The organism is Metabacillus sp. RB-C-LZQ-3-1 (assembly GCF_058315175.1).
In genome coordinates this window covers 127,781-144,773 of the sequence record NZ_JBZFLI010000010.1, presented here as the reverse complement: position 1 = coordinate 144,773, position 16,993 = coordinate 127,781, and the positions used below count along the sequence as shown (strand labels likewise).

Sequence of the window (16,993 nt, the reverse complement as noted above, 5' to 3'; positions counted from 1 at the left end):
ACTCCTTTTATTATAGATAGTTTTTACATAAAATGGAATGTTATCCCTATAAACTCCCCAAATGGAATCCCCTTCTTGTTGGCTAGTTATACAGAGAAATGGTTGAAGCAAAACTCTATCTGGACTGTCCAATAAACTTAGATCAATTCGAACGTCTCTTCTATTTCAATACTTCCAATAACAGATTGAGCCATCGGACAATTTTTGCTTGCTAATAAAATGGATTGGTGGATTTTATTTTCATTTAAATTTTGACCTTTGATTTTATAGTGGATATGTATTTTTTCAATTCTATTTGCCTTCGCTTCATTCCTTTCCACATTTGTGGAAATCGAGATATCCTCTATTTCCATTCTCTTTTTTGCTAAAATCTTTCTTAAAACACCGCCGCTACAAACAGCAATAGATGCGACCATGAGTTGGTACGGTCGATAGCCATACTTTTCATCACCTGCTACGTGAAGCTCGCCAAACTCAGTAGTTGTTATAAATCCTTCTTCTTTTTTCATTTTAAATTCCATTATGATCACCTCAGCTTTTTAGGTTATTGTATATGAAAACGGTTATTCATTAAAGTAAATTGAATGGTTGGTCTCTTGTTAAATTTCCTATTTCAGTATAAAGTATTACTGGCATTTGACTATTTTGGTTATAACGAAATTGAGGGTTGCGAATGAATACTCAACGATTAAGATTTTGGATTTTAGTTTCAATTGTCGGTATATCTGGTTTTAGCCAAGGTATGCTTTTACCACTTATAGCAGTTATTTTTGAAAATACAGGACTGTCATCTGACCTGAACGGCTTAAATGCCACAGCCCTTTATATCGGAATTTTATTAGTATCACCTTTTATGGAATATCCATTAAAACGGTTTGGTTACAAGCCTATTATTATTTTAGGCGGACTCATTGTTGCCTTTTCTCTTGCACTGTTTCCTTTATGGAAATCATTTTGGTTTTGGTTCTTTCTCCGGTTACTTATTGGGATTGGTGACCATGCTTTGCATTTTGGTACGCAAACATGGATTACATCTTTTTCCTCTGAGGATAAACGGGGACGGAATATTTCACTTTATGGTCTTTTCTTTGGCGTTGGTTTTGCAGTAGGACCTCTTCTTGCACCATTAGTTACCATTAATGAAGCACTTCCGTTCATCATTTCATCGGTCCTTTGTTTTATCGGTTGGTTATTACTCTTTTTATTAAAAAATGACTACCCGGAACAAACGATTGAAGTGAATACGATGAAAGAAACATTAAAAAGATTTAAGAATGCTTGCAAATATGCGTGGGTAGCTTTTTTACCACCTTTGGGCTACGGGTTTTTAGAATCCTCCCTTAATGGAAGCTTTCCTGTTTACGGGTTAAGAATAGGACTTGAGGTGTCAAATATTTCTGTCCTCTTATTTGCTTTTGCAATAGGTGCGATTACATTCCAACTCCCACTCGGGATTCTTAGTGACAAGCTAGGAAGACGGAATATCTTAATGTCCATCTTGTTGATTGGCTTTGTCAGTTTTACGGCAGCCAGCTTTTTAGAGGGCTCTTTCGTTGCCCTTACGATCTGCTTGTTTATTTCCGGCATGGTTGTTGGGTCAACATTTTCGTTAGGAATCAGTTATATGACAGATCTGATGCCCAAAAATCTACTTCCAACCGGGAATTTATTATGCGGAATTGCCTTTAGTGTCGGAAGCCTTGCTGGTCCTTATTTTGGTGGACTATTCATTGAGCATATAAATAATATTAGCTATTTTATGATTATTAGCACGATGCTTCTTTTCATCTTTATTGCCGTGACATTTTCTAAACCATACAACATACCTAACACATCTTCTCAAAATATATCTAGCTGACACGGGGTTTTCCATGTCAGTTTTTTATAGGCTCTTTACTAAAAGATTGTTTTTTCATATAGGTTCTTTGATAAAACTATATAGGTTGATTGGAGCGGATGGTGCGAGACTCCTGTGGGAGTAGCGGGACAGGTGAGACCCCACAGGCGCTGGCGGCGAGGAGGCTCACCGCCAGCCCCACTTAAGATGAGCATCCTGGAGCAGAAATCAACCCGCACATTACTTGTTAAATAGCAATAAATTTTGAAAAAACAGATTTCCACAAAAAAAACAATTGAACATTTTTCCTCAACTGTTATATAATACAATTAAGTAATTTAATCTGTATCATAACAATAAAGGGAGATGGGAAAATGATGAACAGACAAGAGCGAAAGAATATGATTGAGTTTATTGAAAGAATTAGGGATATTGATAAGAACACATTTCTTTATATGACAGATGCTGATATAGAACATATTTATAGCAGCATTTACAACGACTTAATCGAATATGCTGAATAAGAAAAGCGCAAGCGCCTTGATCATCGCCGTACAAAATGGAGGAGCATCGACTAAAGATTTAGGAAACAAGGTAAGCGAAGCGAACCGATGTTGACTTATCGTAGGGAGATATCTGATGTTTGATAGGCGATAGGCGCTGGCAGTCTAAAACCGTAACATCCGGTTGCAACGACTGCACTTGCACGTCCTGTGCTTCGGAGCTACTACTAAAACTAAGTACAAAATTTTATACTTTCTTATCTGTTAAAAACGAAAAAAACTGACTAGATTTGGATAATCTAGTCAGTTTTTTTACTTAATGATAGCCGTTTTGTCCGTTAGCACTACCACTTGTTTTATGTTTTGGTTTTTGGTTTGAATTTTGTTTATTATGGCTTCCGCCCTTTTTTGTATGTTTTGTCATGATGATCCCCGCCTTTTTTGAAAAGTAAAGACAATATGTCTTCTTTCTTACTATTCCACAGAAGGGTTTTACTATGAATAAAAACAATTGGTAACAAATCATCTCATTCGTTTTCTTTTATATAACAGTGCATTTAATTCTCCGCCTAAAATAATGATCATCCCCGTAAGATAGAACCAAATCATGAGAACAATGATACCGCCAATGCTTCCGTATGTTGCACTGTAATTTGCAAAGTTTCCTACATAATAGGAAAACGCTAATGATACGCCCATCCAGCCTAGTGTTGCCGCAAATGCACCAGGTAGTCCATCTTTGATATGTAGACGTTTGTTAGGTGCAACAAAGTAAAGGGCTGTAAACACAATGAAGAGGATGACCCCGCTAACAAGCCATCTAAGGGTATTCCACACCGTTAAAAACTCTGCTGAAAATCCAAAGTTAGAAAAAATAAATACACCAATTTCCTTTCCGAACACAGGCAGTAACAGCGCCACGATAATGACAAAAACCATCGCAACTGTCATTAGGATAGCCATTCCCCTAGCAACAAAAAAAGAACGACTTTCGTTTACATCATATGCTTTATTAAAGGCGCGAACAATTGCATTTATGCCATTTGAAGCAGACCATAGGGTTGCTATAATACCGAATGAAAGCAATTTTCCATTTCTCTCATTCAATATTTGGTTTAATGTATTATTAATCAGCTGCATAGATTCTCCGGGAGCGAACTCTTCAATTGTATTGAGGACCTCCTCTTGGGAAATAGGAAGATACCCTATTAGCGTGATTAAAAATATAAGGAATGGAAAAAGAGATAAAAGAAAAAAATACGATAATTGTGCAGACAACCCAGGCACTTCATCACTTGCAAACCTTGTTATTAATTCTTTAAAAAAAGAACTCTTTTTCAACTCATTCACCTCACGATTACTCTCTTTTTGGAATGAAGCGCTCCTTTGTCTCTTGGATTAAACTTATCACTTGTGGAGTTGTTTCCCTTAACTCCTTCACCTTCCCGTTTATAAACGAAATATCTTCTGATACCTCTTGAATCGTATCTTTGACATTATCAATTTTTTCTTTTACATCATTTGTTAGGACCGCTGGATCTTCAACATACTCTTTCATTTTTGACGATACATTCCTGCCTGTTTCGATTACATCATCTCTAGTGCGTTTATCCAGTAAAGAAATAACTGCCCCAACTAAAGCTCCCACCAACATTCCTCTTACTAGTTTATTGCTATTTGCCATAAAACATGTCCCCCTATTAAAGTTTATGTATTTGCTTGATCTCATTTAATAAATTCACACAGCTTTTACTAACCATTTCATAAACCTCATCAAAGTTTCCTGTGTAATAAGGATCAGGTACATCAGCAATTGGAGAGTCTTCTAGGTAGTCAAGGAGTCTTTGGATCGAACCCACTTTTTTATAACCGGCTAAACGTCTAATATTCCCTACATTTTCAGAATCCATGCCGATTAAATAGTCATATTGAGATAGATCATCTGCTGTTACCTGTCTTGCCTTTTGACCTTTATAAGATATGTTATAACGATCTAAAATGCGACGCGTCCCCTCATGAGGAGGCTTTCCGACATGCCAATTTCCTGTGCCGGCAGAGTCAATCGATATTACCTCTTCTAAGCCTTCTTTTTTAACTAAATCTCTCATCACTGCCTCAGCCATTGGTGAACGACAGATATTTCCTAAACATATAAATAATATTTTAACCATGATGTCCTCCTGCATGTTATTCATATTTTCTCGTATAAACTAAATTATAATATGTTTCCTATACGTTTTCCTCATTAGAAACATCCTTTTAATATGTTCAAGGACATCATGAAGTTTTTGAATGCTTGATATCTTTTCATGTTACAATATACAGTAATTAGCTTGAGAAAGGATGAAGGTCATGAACCTCACTGAAAAATCGGTTGAAAATGTTGAGTATATGATTGAGCAAATTAAAGAAAAGCTTAGAGTCTTGAATTTAGGAGCGATCAAACCTTCTCACTTTGACGAAGAAATGTATGAAGAGCTTAAAGATATTTATGAGCATGTGATGAAGCGTAACTCTTTTAGTCCAAATGAAATGCAGGCAATTGCTGAAGAGCTTGGCAACCTCCGAAAAGGATAATGATTGCTGTGTGTAGACATAGTAAAATTGCAAGCCCTTCAGACTGATTGCTAACGCTTGCCTTTCGAGGCACGAAACCTTGAGAGGAGCGGAGTTACCGGGGTTGGTAATGAGCACCGCAGCAAGGTGAGTAACGAAGAAAGCGAGCGTTTGTCAACAGTCTGAATAAATGATTCTTACCCTCTCTTTACTTACATATGAATGTAATAAGGAGGGGGATTTTTTTATGTTAACTTGGTGGTTGGCAACACTCAGTTTAGTTGGATTCCTCGTCGTCTCAATTTTACTTGTCCTTTATGCATTAAAAGGTGCCGTGAATACAGAAGACTCCTATCGCGTTGACCCATTGCCTTCAGAAGATGAAATAAAAAAGTAGGTTTACAAGAGGCTGTCCCCATCGAATTTGGGGCAGCCTTGTTTTTATTTAAACAAACGTTTAATTAACTGATATCTTTAATGCCTTTTGCATACCCCTTCATGTTTGATCTATACCGTAATTACCCGAACATGGCTTGATTAAACTTTTATTTTGACGTTTTCCAAACTTTGTTGCTATGTAATAAGTACCTGCGAAGGGTTGATTGGAGCTCCAGGATGCTCGCTTTCCGTGGGGCGGGCGGTGAGCTTCCTCGGCACAAGCCCCTGCGGGATCTCACCTGTCCCGCACCTTCCGCTCCAATCAACCTAAACATTTTTTTGTTCTAAGAACTTATTTAAAAAACAACAAACCTTTAGAATAGAGTCTTTATTTTTAAACTTATAAAACTTAATCGAACTATTTTTTTTAAAAAAGTAGTTCTTGTTTTTCACAAGCTTAATATATTTATCTTTGAAAGCGCTTTCCGATAGTTGGACAAGGGGGGAACTACTAATGAGGTTCAAAAGAGGTTTAGGGGTAATTTTTGGGTTATTCATGATTATTGCTTTGCTTGCTGCCTGCAGCAATGAAGTAAAGCCACCAACTACCAGTGATTCAACAACCAATAATCCAGGGACAGAAGAAGGATCTGATGCTGAAGGAAACTCATCCAAAGGATCAACACCAAGGAACGAAACACTGTATGTTAATGGAGTACAATGGGGACCACCTTCAACATTTAGTCCATTAGGCGGGAATCCATCATTTCCTGTTAATTACGCAAACTCAAGATCACTAATTTATGAAAATTTATTTATGATCAACATGCTTGATGGAGCTTTGGAACCATTGCTTGGTAAAAGTTATGAATGGGCAGATGATACGACTCTTCATATTGAACTAAATCCTGATGCAAAGTGGAATGACGGGGAAGCTTTTACTTCTGAAGATGTCGTGTATTCGTACGAGCTAGGAAATAAATACCCGATTTCATGGAGTAATTTTTGGGAAGCCATTGATAGTGTTGAGGCTGATGGTGATCACGCTGTTAACATTCGCTTAAAACAAGATAACCCTAATAGACTCACTGTATTAGATAGTCTTCAACTAGTACCTATGATGCCTAAACATGTCTGGGAAGAGATCGAAAAAACACATAACAATGATATCGCGGCAATTCGTGAGGAAGTCAACCCTGATCCTGTTGGAACTGGGCCATATAAAATGCATACATTTGACAATCAAAAAATCACTTTAATAAGAGACGACAACTATTGGGGCCAATCCATATTCGGGGGCTTACCAGCACCTAAATATATTAGCCACGTTATTTACAAAGATAATGCTGCAGGATCACTTGCCTTTAGTAAAGGTGAAGTGGATGTTTCACAACAATTTATCCCTCAAGTTTGGAAGATGTGGGAAGACGGAGCTCCTATAAAAACATACGTAAAGGATAAACCTTACTACTTACCAGGATCCATGCCATCGATCTTCTTTAACATGACTAAAGAGGGGCTTGATAATCCTGACGTTAGAAGAGCGATTGCAATGGCTATTGATTACAATAAGATTTCTGAATTAGCGATGAGTGGATATTCCGGAGAAATGAAACCATCGATTACATTAGATACTCCTTCTGAGACCAAATATGTTGATCAGGATGCGATAAAATCACTCCAATGGACAACAGATATTGATGCTGCGAATGAATTGCTTGACAGCATCGGTGCGAAAAAAGGTGCAGACGGCATTCGTGTCCTCAATGGAGTAAGACTTGGGCCTTGGGAAATTGAATGTCCATATGGTTGGTCAGACTGGAATGCAGCACTAGAAATTGTCGCACAAAATGCTAAAGCGATCGGGATTGAAATCAGAACCAGTTTCCCTGAAGCTCCTGTTTGGACCAATAACTTACAAACAGGAAAATTCGATATTATCATGAATACCCCTGCCGGTGGTGTAAGCCCAAGCCAACCTTGGAACAGAGCAAGAACGATCATGTACTCTGAAGGTGTTGCACCAATTGGTGAAATGGCATTCTGGAACTGGGGACGATATAAAAACGAAAAAGCAGATGAGTTAATTAAACAAATCCCTACTGTAACAGATGAAAAAGAACTAAAAGTTATGTACACAGAGCTTACAAAGATTTATTTAGAAGACATTCCATCGATTCCGCTTATGTATAGACCTTGGGTTTTCCATACAGTAAATGAAACTGTCTGGGAAGGTTTTGCAACAGAAGGCGACGGTAGCAATATCCCTCCGCAAATTTCAATAGATGGAGCGGGAATAAAAGAGCTCTATCAAATTAAAAATAAATAGCTTTTGACTGTACTAGACAAAGAAGGTAGTAAGGGGGAAATTTATCCCCCCTCCCTTCATTTAATTGAACCATATTAATGGGGGTGCGAAGCTTACATGAATGCCTATCGGAAATTTTTCCTTAAAAAGTCCCTGTGGTATTTAGTGACCTTGCTTGTTGCAGTGGCTCTAAACTTTCTCTTGCCTAGACTCATTGATGGCAATCCGGTTAGTGTAATTGCCAGCCAAATGACACAGGGGATGACAGACAGCGATTCTATCAAAAAAGTGTATGATACTTTTGCCGAGGAATTTGGAATTGATAAACCACTTTGGCAGCAATTTTTTATTTATTTGGGTAATCTGATGAAAGGTGATTTAGGAACATCATTCGGACTTTATCCAACACCAGTTACATCGATCCTTGCCTCAGCAGTACCTTGGACATTGGCACTGCAACTGCCTGCCATCTTAGTTGGCTGGATCATTGGAAATGCCCTTGGAGCTATTGCCGCTTATAAAAAAGGTGTATTCGATAAAGTGCTTTTTCCTACATTCTTATTTATTAACTCCATTCCATTTTTTATTTTGGCGATCATTATGCTGTATATCTTTGGGTTAACCCTTAATTGGTTCCCTACCTCAGGTGGATACAATTATCAAATGACACCAAATTTAAGTTTTGAATTTATCGGATCAGTCATCAGTCATCACTTTCTCCCCTTCATCTCCATTGTTTTAGTCACAATTGGTGGTCAAGCTATCGGGATGAGAGAAATGTCCATCTATGAATTAAACACAGATTACGTGTTATACAGCAAGCTTTTAGGCATAAAAGATTCTACGATCGCTAGATATGTTTTTAAAAATGCAATGCTTCCGCAAATTACGGGTCTTGCTTTATCAATTGGCACGATGATAGGCGGATCGCTGATTACAGAAATTGTCTTTAGTTACCCTGGTATTGGAACATGGCTATTTACAGCCATTCGACAACTAGATTACCCACTAATCTCAGGTGCTACCCTACTCATTGCGATTTCCGTTCTTTTAGCCAACTTTACCATTGAGATCATATATGGGTTAGTTGATCCGAGAATCAAAGCGACACAAATGGAGGAAGAATAAATATGAATAGTTCTGTTCAAATATTAATTCGCTCCCCTAAATTTTTAATTGGTGCTATTACCTTCCTATTAATGCTTGCTTTTGTCACGATTTACCCGTTAATCAATACGAATGATCCTACTGAAATGGTGGCATTAGCCTTTCAGCCTCCGAGTGCGGAATTATTATTGGGATCAGACAACTTTGGAAGAGACTTGTTTTTAGAGCTCGTCTACGGAATAAAAACATCCATCTTTGTAGGTTTAGTTGCCGGTTTAAGTGCAACCATCATCGGGTTAATCATTGGGTTGTCAGCAGGATACATCGGAGGGATTGTTGATGATTTTTTAACAGCTGTAACAAATATTTTCATTGTCATCCCTTCCTTCATCGTCTTAATTTTAATCTCAGTGAGCATTGATTCCAGAAGTACGTTAATTACTGCGATAGTTATCGGTATCACAAGCTGGCCTTGGACAGCTCGTGCAGTAAGAGCTCAAACTTCTTCTCTCCGAAACAGAGACCATGTGAATATCGCAAAAATTTCAGGACATAGCACACCAAGAATCATTTTATTCGAGATTCTTCCTTACATTATGTCTTACGTTGTTATGGCATTTGTGCTGCAAACAGCATCAGGGATTTTATCAGAAGCCTCCATTTCCATGCTTGGTTTAGGGCCGTACAACACGATTTCTCTTGGAATTATTATGAACTGGGCTTTAATATTTGAAGCTCCTGTTTCTGGTGCATGGTGGGCTTTTATTCCTGCTGCTGTTGCCATTGCGATCATCACGTTTTCCCTCTATCTTATGAACACTGGTATGGATGAAATTTTCAATCCTAAGATAAGGAGTTAAGAAAAATGAGTAAACATATTTTAGAAGTAAAAGATCTAAAAACCTACTATAAAACAAGACTAAAAGAGAAAGTATATGCTGTTGATGGCGTCGATTTTCATCTTGAAGACGGCAAAACGATCGGGATTGCCGGTGAATCAGGGTGTGGTAAATCTACATTGGCTCTAAGCTTAATGGGATTCTATTTTCCTCCGCTCCATTTCGGCAGCGGATCCATTTCAATTAATGATGTGGATATTATGAAACTAGAAAAAGAAAAGCTTAGAAAGCAAGTGCTAGGTAGAGAAATCGCCTATATTCCACAGGCTGCAATGAATGCTCTGAATCCAACGATTAAAATCATTCAATTTATCGAAGATATTATGAAAGAACACCGTCCTGAACTAACAAAAAAGCAAGTTTATGAAATGGCTGCTCAAAGGTTTGAAACATTAAACCTGTCTTCTAAGGTTTTAAATTCATATCCTAACGAGTTATCCGGCGGTATGAAGCAAAGAACGGTTATTGCTATCTCAACAATTTTAAACCCTAAGGTTCTGATTGCCGATGAACCAACATCCGCTCTTGATGTTACATCACAAAAAGTTGTTATAAAGCTTTTAAAAGACTTACTAGATAAAAAGTTCATCCGCTCATTAATCTTCATTACTCATGAGCTGCCATTACTATACCATGTGACAGATGAAATAATGGTTATGTATGCAGGTGAAATAGTAGAGAGAGGAAAAGCAGATGAAGTCATCTTCAACCCGATTCATCCTTACACAAAAAAATTGATGGGATCTATCATTGTTCCTGAGACCGGTATGAAGGACCATAAGCTGGCAGCGATTCCTGGTGCACCGCCAAATTTAAAAAAGAAAATACAAGGCTGCCGATTTGCTGACAGATGTACTTACACGACAGACGAATGTAAGAGCGGCAAGGTGACGACCAAACACATAGGTGACCGTTTATACCGATGTCGGGTTGACAGTGACACACTAAAGGAGTGGTATGCAAATGAAGCATGAGCAGGAGATTTTAATTAGCGGCAAAAATATTACCAAGGTTTTTGGTTATGGTAAAAACAAAAATACTGCCGTTGATCATGTCAACTTTGCCTTCCACCGTGGTGAGATCATTTCGATTGTTGGAGAAAGCGGAAGCGGTAAAACAACACTTGCCAAAATTGTTATGGGGCTTTTAAAAGAAACAAGCGGAGAAATTGAATACAAAGGCAAGCCTCGCAAACTAAAAAGCCATCGTGACAGGAAAGCTTATTGGCAAGATATCCAAGCGATTTTCCAAGACCCGTTTTCATCCTTCAACTTGTTTCACAAGGTAGAAAAGCTGTTAAATGACTGTATCGATCTGCAAGGGCTAAAACTCTCAAAAGAAGAACGGTTCGAAAAAATGAAAGAAGCTTGTACATTTGTAAACCTTAAGTTCGAGGAATTGTATAATAAGTATCCATTTGAACTATCGGGCGGACAAATGCAGCGGCTAATGATTGCAAGAATATTTCTCCTTCATCCAAAGGTACTCCTAGCTGATGAGCCAACGTCCATGGTTGATGCCTGCTCTCGCTCCACCATATTAGATATGTTACTAAAGCTAAGAGATGAAAATGATATGACCATTATATTTATTACACATGATGTGGGATTAGCCTATTATGTAAGCGACACCCTTTACATCATGGAAAAAGGAAAAATTGTTGAACAAGGGAATGCTGACCAAGTTCTAATAAACCCGCAGCATCCATATACTCAACAGCTTATCTCAGATGTACCAAAGCTCCATGAGGAGTGGAACCTGGGGTAGGGAAACGATTTGAAAGCCAACTTAACACAAGTTGGCTCAGACTGTTGACAAACGCTCGCTTTCTTCGTTACTCACCTTGCTGCGGTGCTCATTACCACCCACGGTAACTCCGCTCCTCTCAAGGCTTCGTGCCTCGAAAGGCAAGCGTTAGCAATCAGTCTGAAGGCTAGCAATTTTACTTTGTCTACACACTAGCCAACTTAACACAAGTTGGCTTTATCTCTAATATACACAGATTCGATTTCTTTGATAAAATCAATAACCTTCTTTTCATACCCTTTAGGATCAATATTGAACGCTTCTGCATGACCAGCACGAGGAACTAGGTACAGCTTCTTATTTCCCATTTTCCTCTTAAACATATCTAATGTCATTTGCAAAGGGATAAAGCCATCCTCTTTCCCATGTATAAATAAAATAGGGGTTTTTGTTTTTTCTAACCCTTTTATCGGAGAGACCTCCGGAAAGCTCCACCCGTGCCTGAGCTTAATAATAAAGCTCACCAAATCGATAATCGGATAAAACCGAAGTTTAAAATCCAGCTTCAGCCTTAATCGCAACAATGATGGAAAGTCACTAAAGGCACAATCTGCAATACAAAACTTCACACGCTGATCTCGTTTACTTGCTTCCAATGCAGATGCCGCTCCTAAAGATTCTCCTAACAATCCGATGAAAACACCTTCACCCATTCTAGTTGAAAAGTAATCAATCCAAGCCTTTAAATCATCTTTTTCAAAATAACCATATGATGTATATTTCCCACCGCTTAATCCATGGAATCTATGATCACACAATAAGACGTTAAAGCCTCTTTTTTGAAACATCTCAACATATTTAAAGCTCCCAAACAATGACCATTTTATACCATGTGCAATGATCATCACTTTCTTGCTATCGCCCACAGGAAACAGCATGCCATGGAGCTTGTAGCCATAATATGATGGGATATAAAGCTCTTCCTTTTTCATCGCATGAAAGACTTGATCATCGATTTCTCCTTTTTGAATGCCAAGCTTAAACGTTTTTTCATAAGGTACTCTTTTTGGCGAAAGAAGCAGTTTGCTTATCAAATAAAGACCGATTAAAACCATCAAAAAGGAACCAAGTACAATCAATATGATCCAATACCACATCAACTTCTCTTCCCTTCTAGGCTTTTATATATATTATTAAAAAGCCCAGGTAGTTGTGAATAGAAAAGCGCAAGCACCTTGTTCATCACCGTACAAACTAAATAGTAGAATAAATTAAATGTCCTCTTCCCCTTTAATACAAAGACTGTTTTCGCAAACATTGTTGTTATGTAATTAGTATAGGAGAAAGGTTGATTTTTATTTAAAGAACCCATATAAAAAACAACAATCATTTAATAAAGAGCCAATACAAAAAGCCCTTGGCACTCGTAAAAAGCGCCAGAGCTATATTTTCTTTCTAAATTGTCCATTGATCATGAACAACTGCGACAAGCTTCCACTCACCTGTCTGATCTTTTTCAAACACGAGGTTTAATGCTTTCCAGTCCATATTGTCATTTTCCTCTGTTCCTTTAACATAATATTCAACCACACGTGCATCAGGGAAGAGCTCTTTTATATTTTTTAGAGTATTTCCCCTTGGTTCTGTTGGGTCTAGGACCACTTCATCTGCTTCATGGTATTTAGCATCATAAACAAACTCAGAATAATACTCACGAGGTGTAAGCTCAATTGGTTCCCCGCTTCCATCTCTCGTCCCCCATGTCTTTTTTTCCTGGGATTGAAAAACTTCGACTACCTCTTCTTTCTTAACGGTTACAGCATCTTCTTCAATATGAGCATATGGAGAAAACAATACACCCTTATCTTCATGAACATAGTTTGCAAGTTCTTCAGCATCCTTGTCTTTTAAGAGTGAAATTACTTTACTTGCCTCTTCAAGTACCATTTCTTCCTCAGATTTTTCAGGCACTTCTTCATTCAATCCTTCTTCAGGATTTGTTTCCTCTGTTTCCTTTGCTTGTTCCGGTTGCTCTTCATTCATTGCTTGGCAGCCTGACATTAGAATAAGGCCAAAAAGAATAAAAGCATACATTGTTTTTTTCACTTTAGCCCTCCTCATTATTTTTGTACTGTCCATTTTGCACGTTTTGCATAAAAATTATTACCTTATTTTTGAAAATAGCCCTCAATACCTAAATATTGTTTTTTGTTCAAACTCAGAAAGTGCTTTATCACCAAGACTGTTTCACATACTTTGTTCTTAATTAATAAGTATTTGCAAGGTTGATTGCAGCTACAGGATGCTCGCTTCAATCAACCTAAATACTTTTTGTTCATAGAATGCAAAGAACTAAAATAACTTAGCTATGCTCTTATTTAAACCGATCCAAAACCTTGTCTTTATAAAAAGATGAAGCTGGAGAATTAAATGCATTTCTTTTTTTCATTAACGTTTCAATCTTGATTTGTTTTTCTCTTTTTTTATGTTTTAACTCTTCGGTTTCTTTTATATCATCACATGCAAGAAGAAGATCATCGATTGAGCTGATGTCTTTTTTTAGCTTTTCAACATCATCAAGCATATTTGAATTTTTTAATACTTTGTATGCCACCCGCAACTCTTCTGGAATATGAGACATATCATCCAATTTCAATGGTTTTCCTTGACCAGGAAGATTGTCAAATTCACCTTCTTCAATCGCTTTTTTTATCCTATCCTCGGCTATTATTGAAAAAAGATCCATTTGCTTCTACTCCTTGTTTACTATTTTTGTAAAATATTAAAAATCTCGTTGTATTTCGAGTCCCGAAAGAGTATGATGAGTACGGTAGAAATGATGAATTGAGGTTTTCAATCATGAGAATTAAAGACTGGGATACAAACCTTAAAATACGTTTGTTCGGTGAAGCATTAATGAACATCACCTATTGGATGTTCTTTCCTTTTTTAGCGATTTATTTTGCCGGCGAGTTTGGCAAAGAAAAAGCTGGTTTCTTTCTTATTATATCGCAAGTGTTCTCTGTTCTTGCAAATTTAATGGGCGGATATTTCGCTGATCGGTTCGGGAGAAAAACAATGATGGTTCTTGCATCATTTGGTCAAGGAATAGCCTTCATTATTTTTGCTTTCTCTAATTCTCCTTGGCTTGAATTACCGATATTAGGTTTTATTTGTTTTACTTTTGCAGGAATTTTCGGTGCCTTCTATTGGCCAGCTTCACAGGCTATGGTCGCTGATGTTGTGGAAGAAAAACATCGAAGCAGTGTTTTTGCTGTCTTCTATACATCTATTAATATAGCTGTTGTCATTGGACCAATTTTAGGGGCCATTTTCTATACTGAACATCCATTTGAGGTATTACTAGCAGCCGGGATGGTCTGTATCTTCCTTTCTCTTTTATTAGCAAAACAAACAAGAGAAACAGCTCCTCCATACAAAACGAGTACGAATGAGCAAACTGCTAAATGGTACAGCACGATCGTTAACCAGGTTCAGGATTATCAAATTATTTTTCGTGACAAAACATTTTTACTTTATATCATAGCTGGAGTTCTCGTTGCACTTACCTTTATGCAGTTAGACATGATTCTTCCTGTTTATATTACAGAAACAATCCATCAGCAAGAGCTGTTTTCAATTGGCAATTGGTCATTAACTCTAAATGGGGAGCAGGTTTTTGGAATTATCTTATCTGAAAACGGCTTACTTGTTGCACTATTAACCATTATCATCACAAAGTGGATGACTAAATATAAAGAACGAAATGTCTTTATTCTCTCTTCAATTGTATATGGCATTTCCATGATTGTATTCGGATTTACCGAGTCTATATGGTTATTTATCATGGCTATGGCTGTCTTTACTCTTGCAGAGCTCATGACCGCAGGAATGCAACAAACATTTGTGTCAAAGCTTGCTCCAGAACATATGCGGGGACAATATTTCGCTGCAGCGAGCCTGCGTTATACAATTGGCAGAACAATCGCACCGATTGCTATACCAATGTCGTTATGGTTTGGCTATCAAGTTACATTCATCATCCTCGGTGCACTTGCATTTTTTAGCGGCTTTTTATATTATGTCATGTTTCAAAAGGCACAAACGAAATCGATAGAGCAGGCAGAAGCAAATTAGAAAGAAATAGAGAGTATGAGAATAAAATTTTCTCTCTCCATCCCCTTCATGAAGCACTTTTAAGAAATTCATAAAAATTCACCCCTTTTCACTGCTTTTTATAGATGTTACAATGGCACCACAAAACTTAAAATAGCTTCTATTCCTTATGGATTAGAGGCTATTTTTGTCCCGTTTTAAAGGGATATAGTAAGTTTTTACTTCTAAAAAATAAGCTGAAAGGGTGATTTCAATGCATTACGGAAGCAAGGGATGGTATGTACAAGAACTGAAGAAGTTAGGCGTTCGCCGTCATGAAGAGAGAAAACTCGAAAGCTATAAAAAGCATTTTCTAGCTAACTTACTAGAAAAGCATTCTAAGTAACTAAATAGAATAATTAAGGGTGACTCTCAGGTTATATTTCCTTAGAGTCATCCTTTTATTAATAAGGGCGATGCTGGTAAAAGTAATTTGGCTTTACCACCGTGTTTTCATAGCTTTTGTGAAAGATATGGGTCGTCGCTGGTGATACAGGTGGAATTAACCATGTCCAATCACCAGTAAGATGTCTACAGTTGGCATGCTCATTTTTTTCAAAATACTTGAATTGTTGTGCAGCTGTATGGTGATCGACAATACTAACCCCTGCAGTTTTAAATGAGTATAAAACAGCAACATTTAATTCTACTAATGCTCTATCTTTCCAAAGTGTTGCATGTGTTCTAGTATCTAAATTCATCAGTGAAGCTACCTTTGGTAAGACGTTGTAACGAAATGAATCCGCAAGATTTCTTGCACCAATCTCTGTCTCCATATACCATCCATTAAAAGGTGCTGCAGAGTATATGATCCCGCCAATTTCCAACATCATATCTGAAATAATCGGCACTCCATACCATTTAATTTGCAAATCTGCAAACCCTTCTATATCCGGATGGATAATAGGTACTTCTAAAATATCCTTTTTTGATAAAGATAACCACTTAGGACTACGGCCATTTAGTTGAATAACTAAGGGTAAAATATCAAATTGGGTGCCTTCCCCTCTCCACCCTAGCTTTTCACACTGTTTTGTAAAATCTAAAGAGGCTGGATCGCCGATAACTCCATGTTCTGCTTCATAACCTGCATAACGAATTAGCTGGTGATTCCATATACGTAAACACTCGTCTCTTCCCAATGAAGGCTTAAAGATCGTAATTGTCGGTCTAATTTTACCTGAGTTTGCAGCAAAAGCGATATGGTGCTGCAAAGCTTCGAATACATCCTCTTCTGAATCTGCTTTTCGCTCATCAAAAACGGTCAAAGAATTCCAAAATAGTCTTCCAATACACTTATTGCTATTTCGCCAAGCCATTTTCGCACCATGTTCGAGCTCTTCAAATGTATGTTCATAATAGCCTGCTTCAGCTATCTGTTCTTTTACATCTTTTATCCTCAACTCTAGCTCATCATTTGATTTACCGAGCTCATGATAAACGGCGTTTAGAAATTTTATCGCCTCTTCTTCTAGTTGTTCAGTGTTTGTAACCAATTTGGTCA

The 16,993-nt window shown here is 37.6% G+C and carries 19 protein-coding genes; 11 read left to right on the top strand and 8 right to left on the bottom strand.

What is annotated here, in order from left to right:
• Positions 1 to 137 precede the first annotated feature (137 nt).
• Positions 138 to 521, bottom strand: coding sequence for an OsmC family protein (locus AC4GZ8_RS16585; RefSeq protein ID WP_491083002.1), 384 nt, complete (start codon positions 519 to 521; stop codon positions 138 to 140).
• A 152-nt stretch (positions 522 to 673) separates the two neighbouring features.
• On the opposite strand from AC4GZ8_RS16585, the gene AC4GZ8_RS16580 reads away from it, so the two are divergent.
• Positions 674 to 1,858, top strand: coding sequence for an MFS transporter (locus tag AC4GZ8_RS16580; protein WP_491083001.1), 1,185 nt, complete (start codon positions 674 to 676; stop codon positions 1,856 to 1,858).
• Between the two features lie 356 nt (positions 1,859 to 2,214).
• Positions 2,215 to 2,361 carry a BH0509 family protein gene (locus tag AC4GZ8_RS16575; protein ID WP_491083064.1) on the top strand — a complete coding sequence of 49 codons (147 nt, stop codon included), beginning with the start codon at positions 2,215 to 2,217 and terminating at the stop codon, positions 2,359 to 2,361.
• A 501-nt stretch (positions 2,362 to 2,862) separates the two neighbouring features.
• On the opposite strand, the gene AC4GZ8_RS16570 is transcribed toward AC4GZ8_RS16575, so the two are convergent.
• The 3 genes from AC4GZ8_RS16570 to AC4GZ8_RS16560 are packed head-to-tail and all read right to left on the bottom strand — an operon-like array spanning position 2,863 to position 4,511.
• Positions 2,863 to 3,681, bottom strand: a complete 819-nt coding sequence (locus tag AC4GZ8_RS16570) for a YihY/virulence factor BrkB family protein (RefSeq protein WP_491083000.1) — start codon at positions 3,679 to 3,681, stop codon at positions 2,863 to 2,865.
• A gap of 16 nt (positions 3,682 to 3,697) precedes the next feature.
• Positions 3,698 to 4,024 (bottom strand): YtxH domain-containing protein, encoded by a 327-nt coding sequence (locus tag AC4GZ8_RS16565; protein WP_491082999.1) that lies wholly within the window; start codon positions 4,022 to 4,024, stop codon positions 3,698 to 3,700.
• Positions 4,025 to 4,040: 16 nt separating this feature from the next.
• On the bottom strand, positions 4,041 to 4,511 hold the full coding sequence (locus tag AC4GZ8_RS16560; protein WP_491082998.1) for a low molecular weight protein-tyrosine-phosphatase: 471 nt from the start codon (positions 4,509 to 4,511) through the stop codon (positions 4,041 to 4,043).
• A gap of 181 nt (positions 4,512 to 4,692) precedes the next feature.
• Here AC4GZ8_RS16560 and AC4GZ8_RS16555 point away from each other — a divergent pair, with 181 nt between their 5' ends.
• The 7 genes from AC4GZ8_RS16555 (at position 4,693) to AC4GZ8_RS16525 (ending at position 11,355) form a co-directional block, all read left to right on the top strand.
• Positions 4,693 to 4,917, top strand: a complete 225-nt coding sequence (locus AC4GZ8_RS16555; protein WP_491082997.1) for a DUF1128 domain-containing protein — start codon at positions 4,693 to 4,695, stop codon at positions 4,915 to 4,917.
• Positions 4,918 to 5,143: 226 nt separating this feature from the next.
• Positions 5,144 to 5,293 carry a hypothetical protein gene (locus AC4GZ8_RS16550; RefSeq protein ID WP_491082996.1) on the top strand — a complete coding sequence of 50 codons (150 nt, stop codon included), beginning with the start codon at positions 5,144 to 5,146 and terminating at the stop codon, positions 5,291 to 5,293.
• 495 nt (positions 5,294 to 5,788) lie between these two features.
• Positions 5,789 to 7,603 (top strand): ABC transporter substrate-binding protein, encoded by a 1,815-nt coding sequence (locus tag AC4GZ8_RS16545; protein WP_491082995.1) that lies wholly within the window; start codon positions 5,789 to 5,791, stop codon positions 7,601 to 7,603.
• Positions 7,604 to 7,699: 96 nt separating this feature from the next.
• Positions 7,700 to 8,710 carry an ABC transporter permease gene (locus tag AC4GZ8_RS16540; RefSeq protein WP_491082994.1) on the top strand — a complete coding sequence of 337 codons (1,011 nt, stop codon included), beginning with the start codon at positions 7,700 to 7,702 and terminating at the stop codon, positions 8,708 to 8,710.
• 2 nt (positions 8,711 to 8,712) lie between these two features.
• Positions 8,713 to 9,549 (top strand): ABC transporter permease, encoded by an 837-nt coding sequence (locus AC4GZ8_RS16535; RefSeq protein ID WP_491082993.1) that lies wholly within the window; start codon positions 8,713 to 8,715, stop codon positions 9,547 to 9,549.
• 5 nt (positions 9,550 to 9,554) lie between these two features.
• Positions 9,555 to 10,562, top strand: a complete 1,008-nt coding sequence (locus AC4GZ8_RS16530) for an ABC transporter ATP-binding protein (RefSeq protein ID WP_491082992.1) — start codon at positions 9,555 to 9,557, stop codon at positions 10,560 to 10,562.
• The gene (locus AC4GZ8_RS16525; protein ID WP_491082991.1) at positions 10,552 to 11,355 is read left to right on the top strand and encodes an ABC transporter ATP-binding protein; all 804 of its coding nucleotides are present in this window, start codon (positions 10,552 to 10,554) and stop codon (positions 11,353 to 11,355) included. The genes AC4GZ8_RS16530 and AC4GZ8_RS16525 overlap by 11 nt, the downstream gene beginning before the upstream one ends.
• Before the next feature lie 200 nt (positions 11,356 to 11,555).
• Here AC4GZ8_RS16525 and AC4GZ8_RS16520 read toward each other — a convergent pair whose 3' ends face one another.
• The 3 genes from AC4GZ8_RS16520 to AC4GZ8_RS16510 form a co-directional block, all read right to left on the bottom strand.
• A complete protein-coding gene (locus AC4GZ8_RS16520) occupies positions 11,556 to 12,491 on the bottom strand; it encodes an alpha/beta hydrolase (protein ID WP_491082990.1) in 936 nt (311 codons plus the stop codon).
• 298 nt (positions 12,492 to 12,789) lie between these two features.
• A complete protein-coding gene (locus tag AC4GZ8_RS16515) occupies positions 12,790 to 13,440 on the bottom strand; it encodes a hypothetical protein (RefSeq protein ID WP_491082989.1) in 651 nt (216 codons plus the stop codon).
• Positions 13,441 to 13,708: 268 nt separating this feature from the next.
• The gene (locus AC4GZ8_RS16510) at positions 13,709 to 14,080 is read right to left on the bottom strand and encodes a DnaJ family domain-containing protein (protein ID WP_491082988.1); all 372 of its coding nucleotides are present in this window, start codon (positions 14,078 to 14,080) and stop codon (positions 13,709 to 13,711) included.
• A 113-nt stretch (positions 14,081 to 14,193) separates the two neighbouring features.
• Between AC4GZ8_RS16510 and AC4GZ8_RS16505 the strand changes: the two genes are divergently transcribed.
• Together AC4GZ8_RS16505 and AC4GZ8_RS16500 are read left to right on the top strand one after the other, a co-directional pair.
• Entirely contained in the window at positions 14,194 to 15,471 is a 1,278-nt protein-coding gene (locus AC4GZ8_RS16505) for an MDR family MFS transporter (protein ID WP_491082987.1), read from the top strand.
• Positions 15,472 to 15,703: 232 nt separating this feature from the next.
• Entirely contained in the window at positions 15,704 to 15,835 is a 132-nt protein-coding gene (locus AC4GZ8_RS16500) for a YflJ family protein (protein WP_491082986.1), read from the top strand.
• Positions 15,836 to 15,893: 58 nt separating this feature from the next.
• Here AC4GZ8_RS16500 and AC4GZ8_RS16495 read toward each other — a convergent pair whose 3' ends face one another.
• Positions 15,894 to 16,985, bottom strand: a complete 1,092-nt coding sequence (locus AC4GZ8_RS16495) for a nitric oxide synthase oxygenase (protein WP_491082985.1) — start codon at positions 16,983 to 16,985, stop codon at positions 15,894 to 15,896.
• Positions 16,986 to 16,993 lie beyond the last annotated feature (8 nt).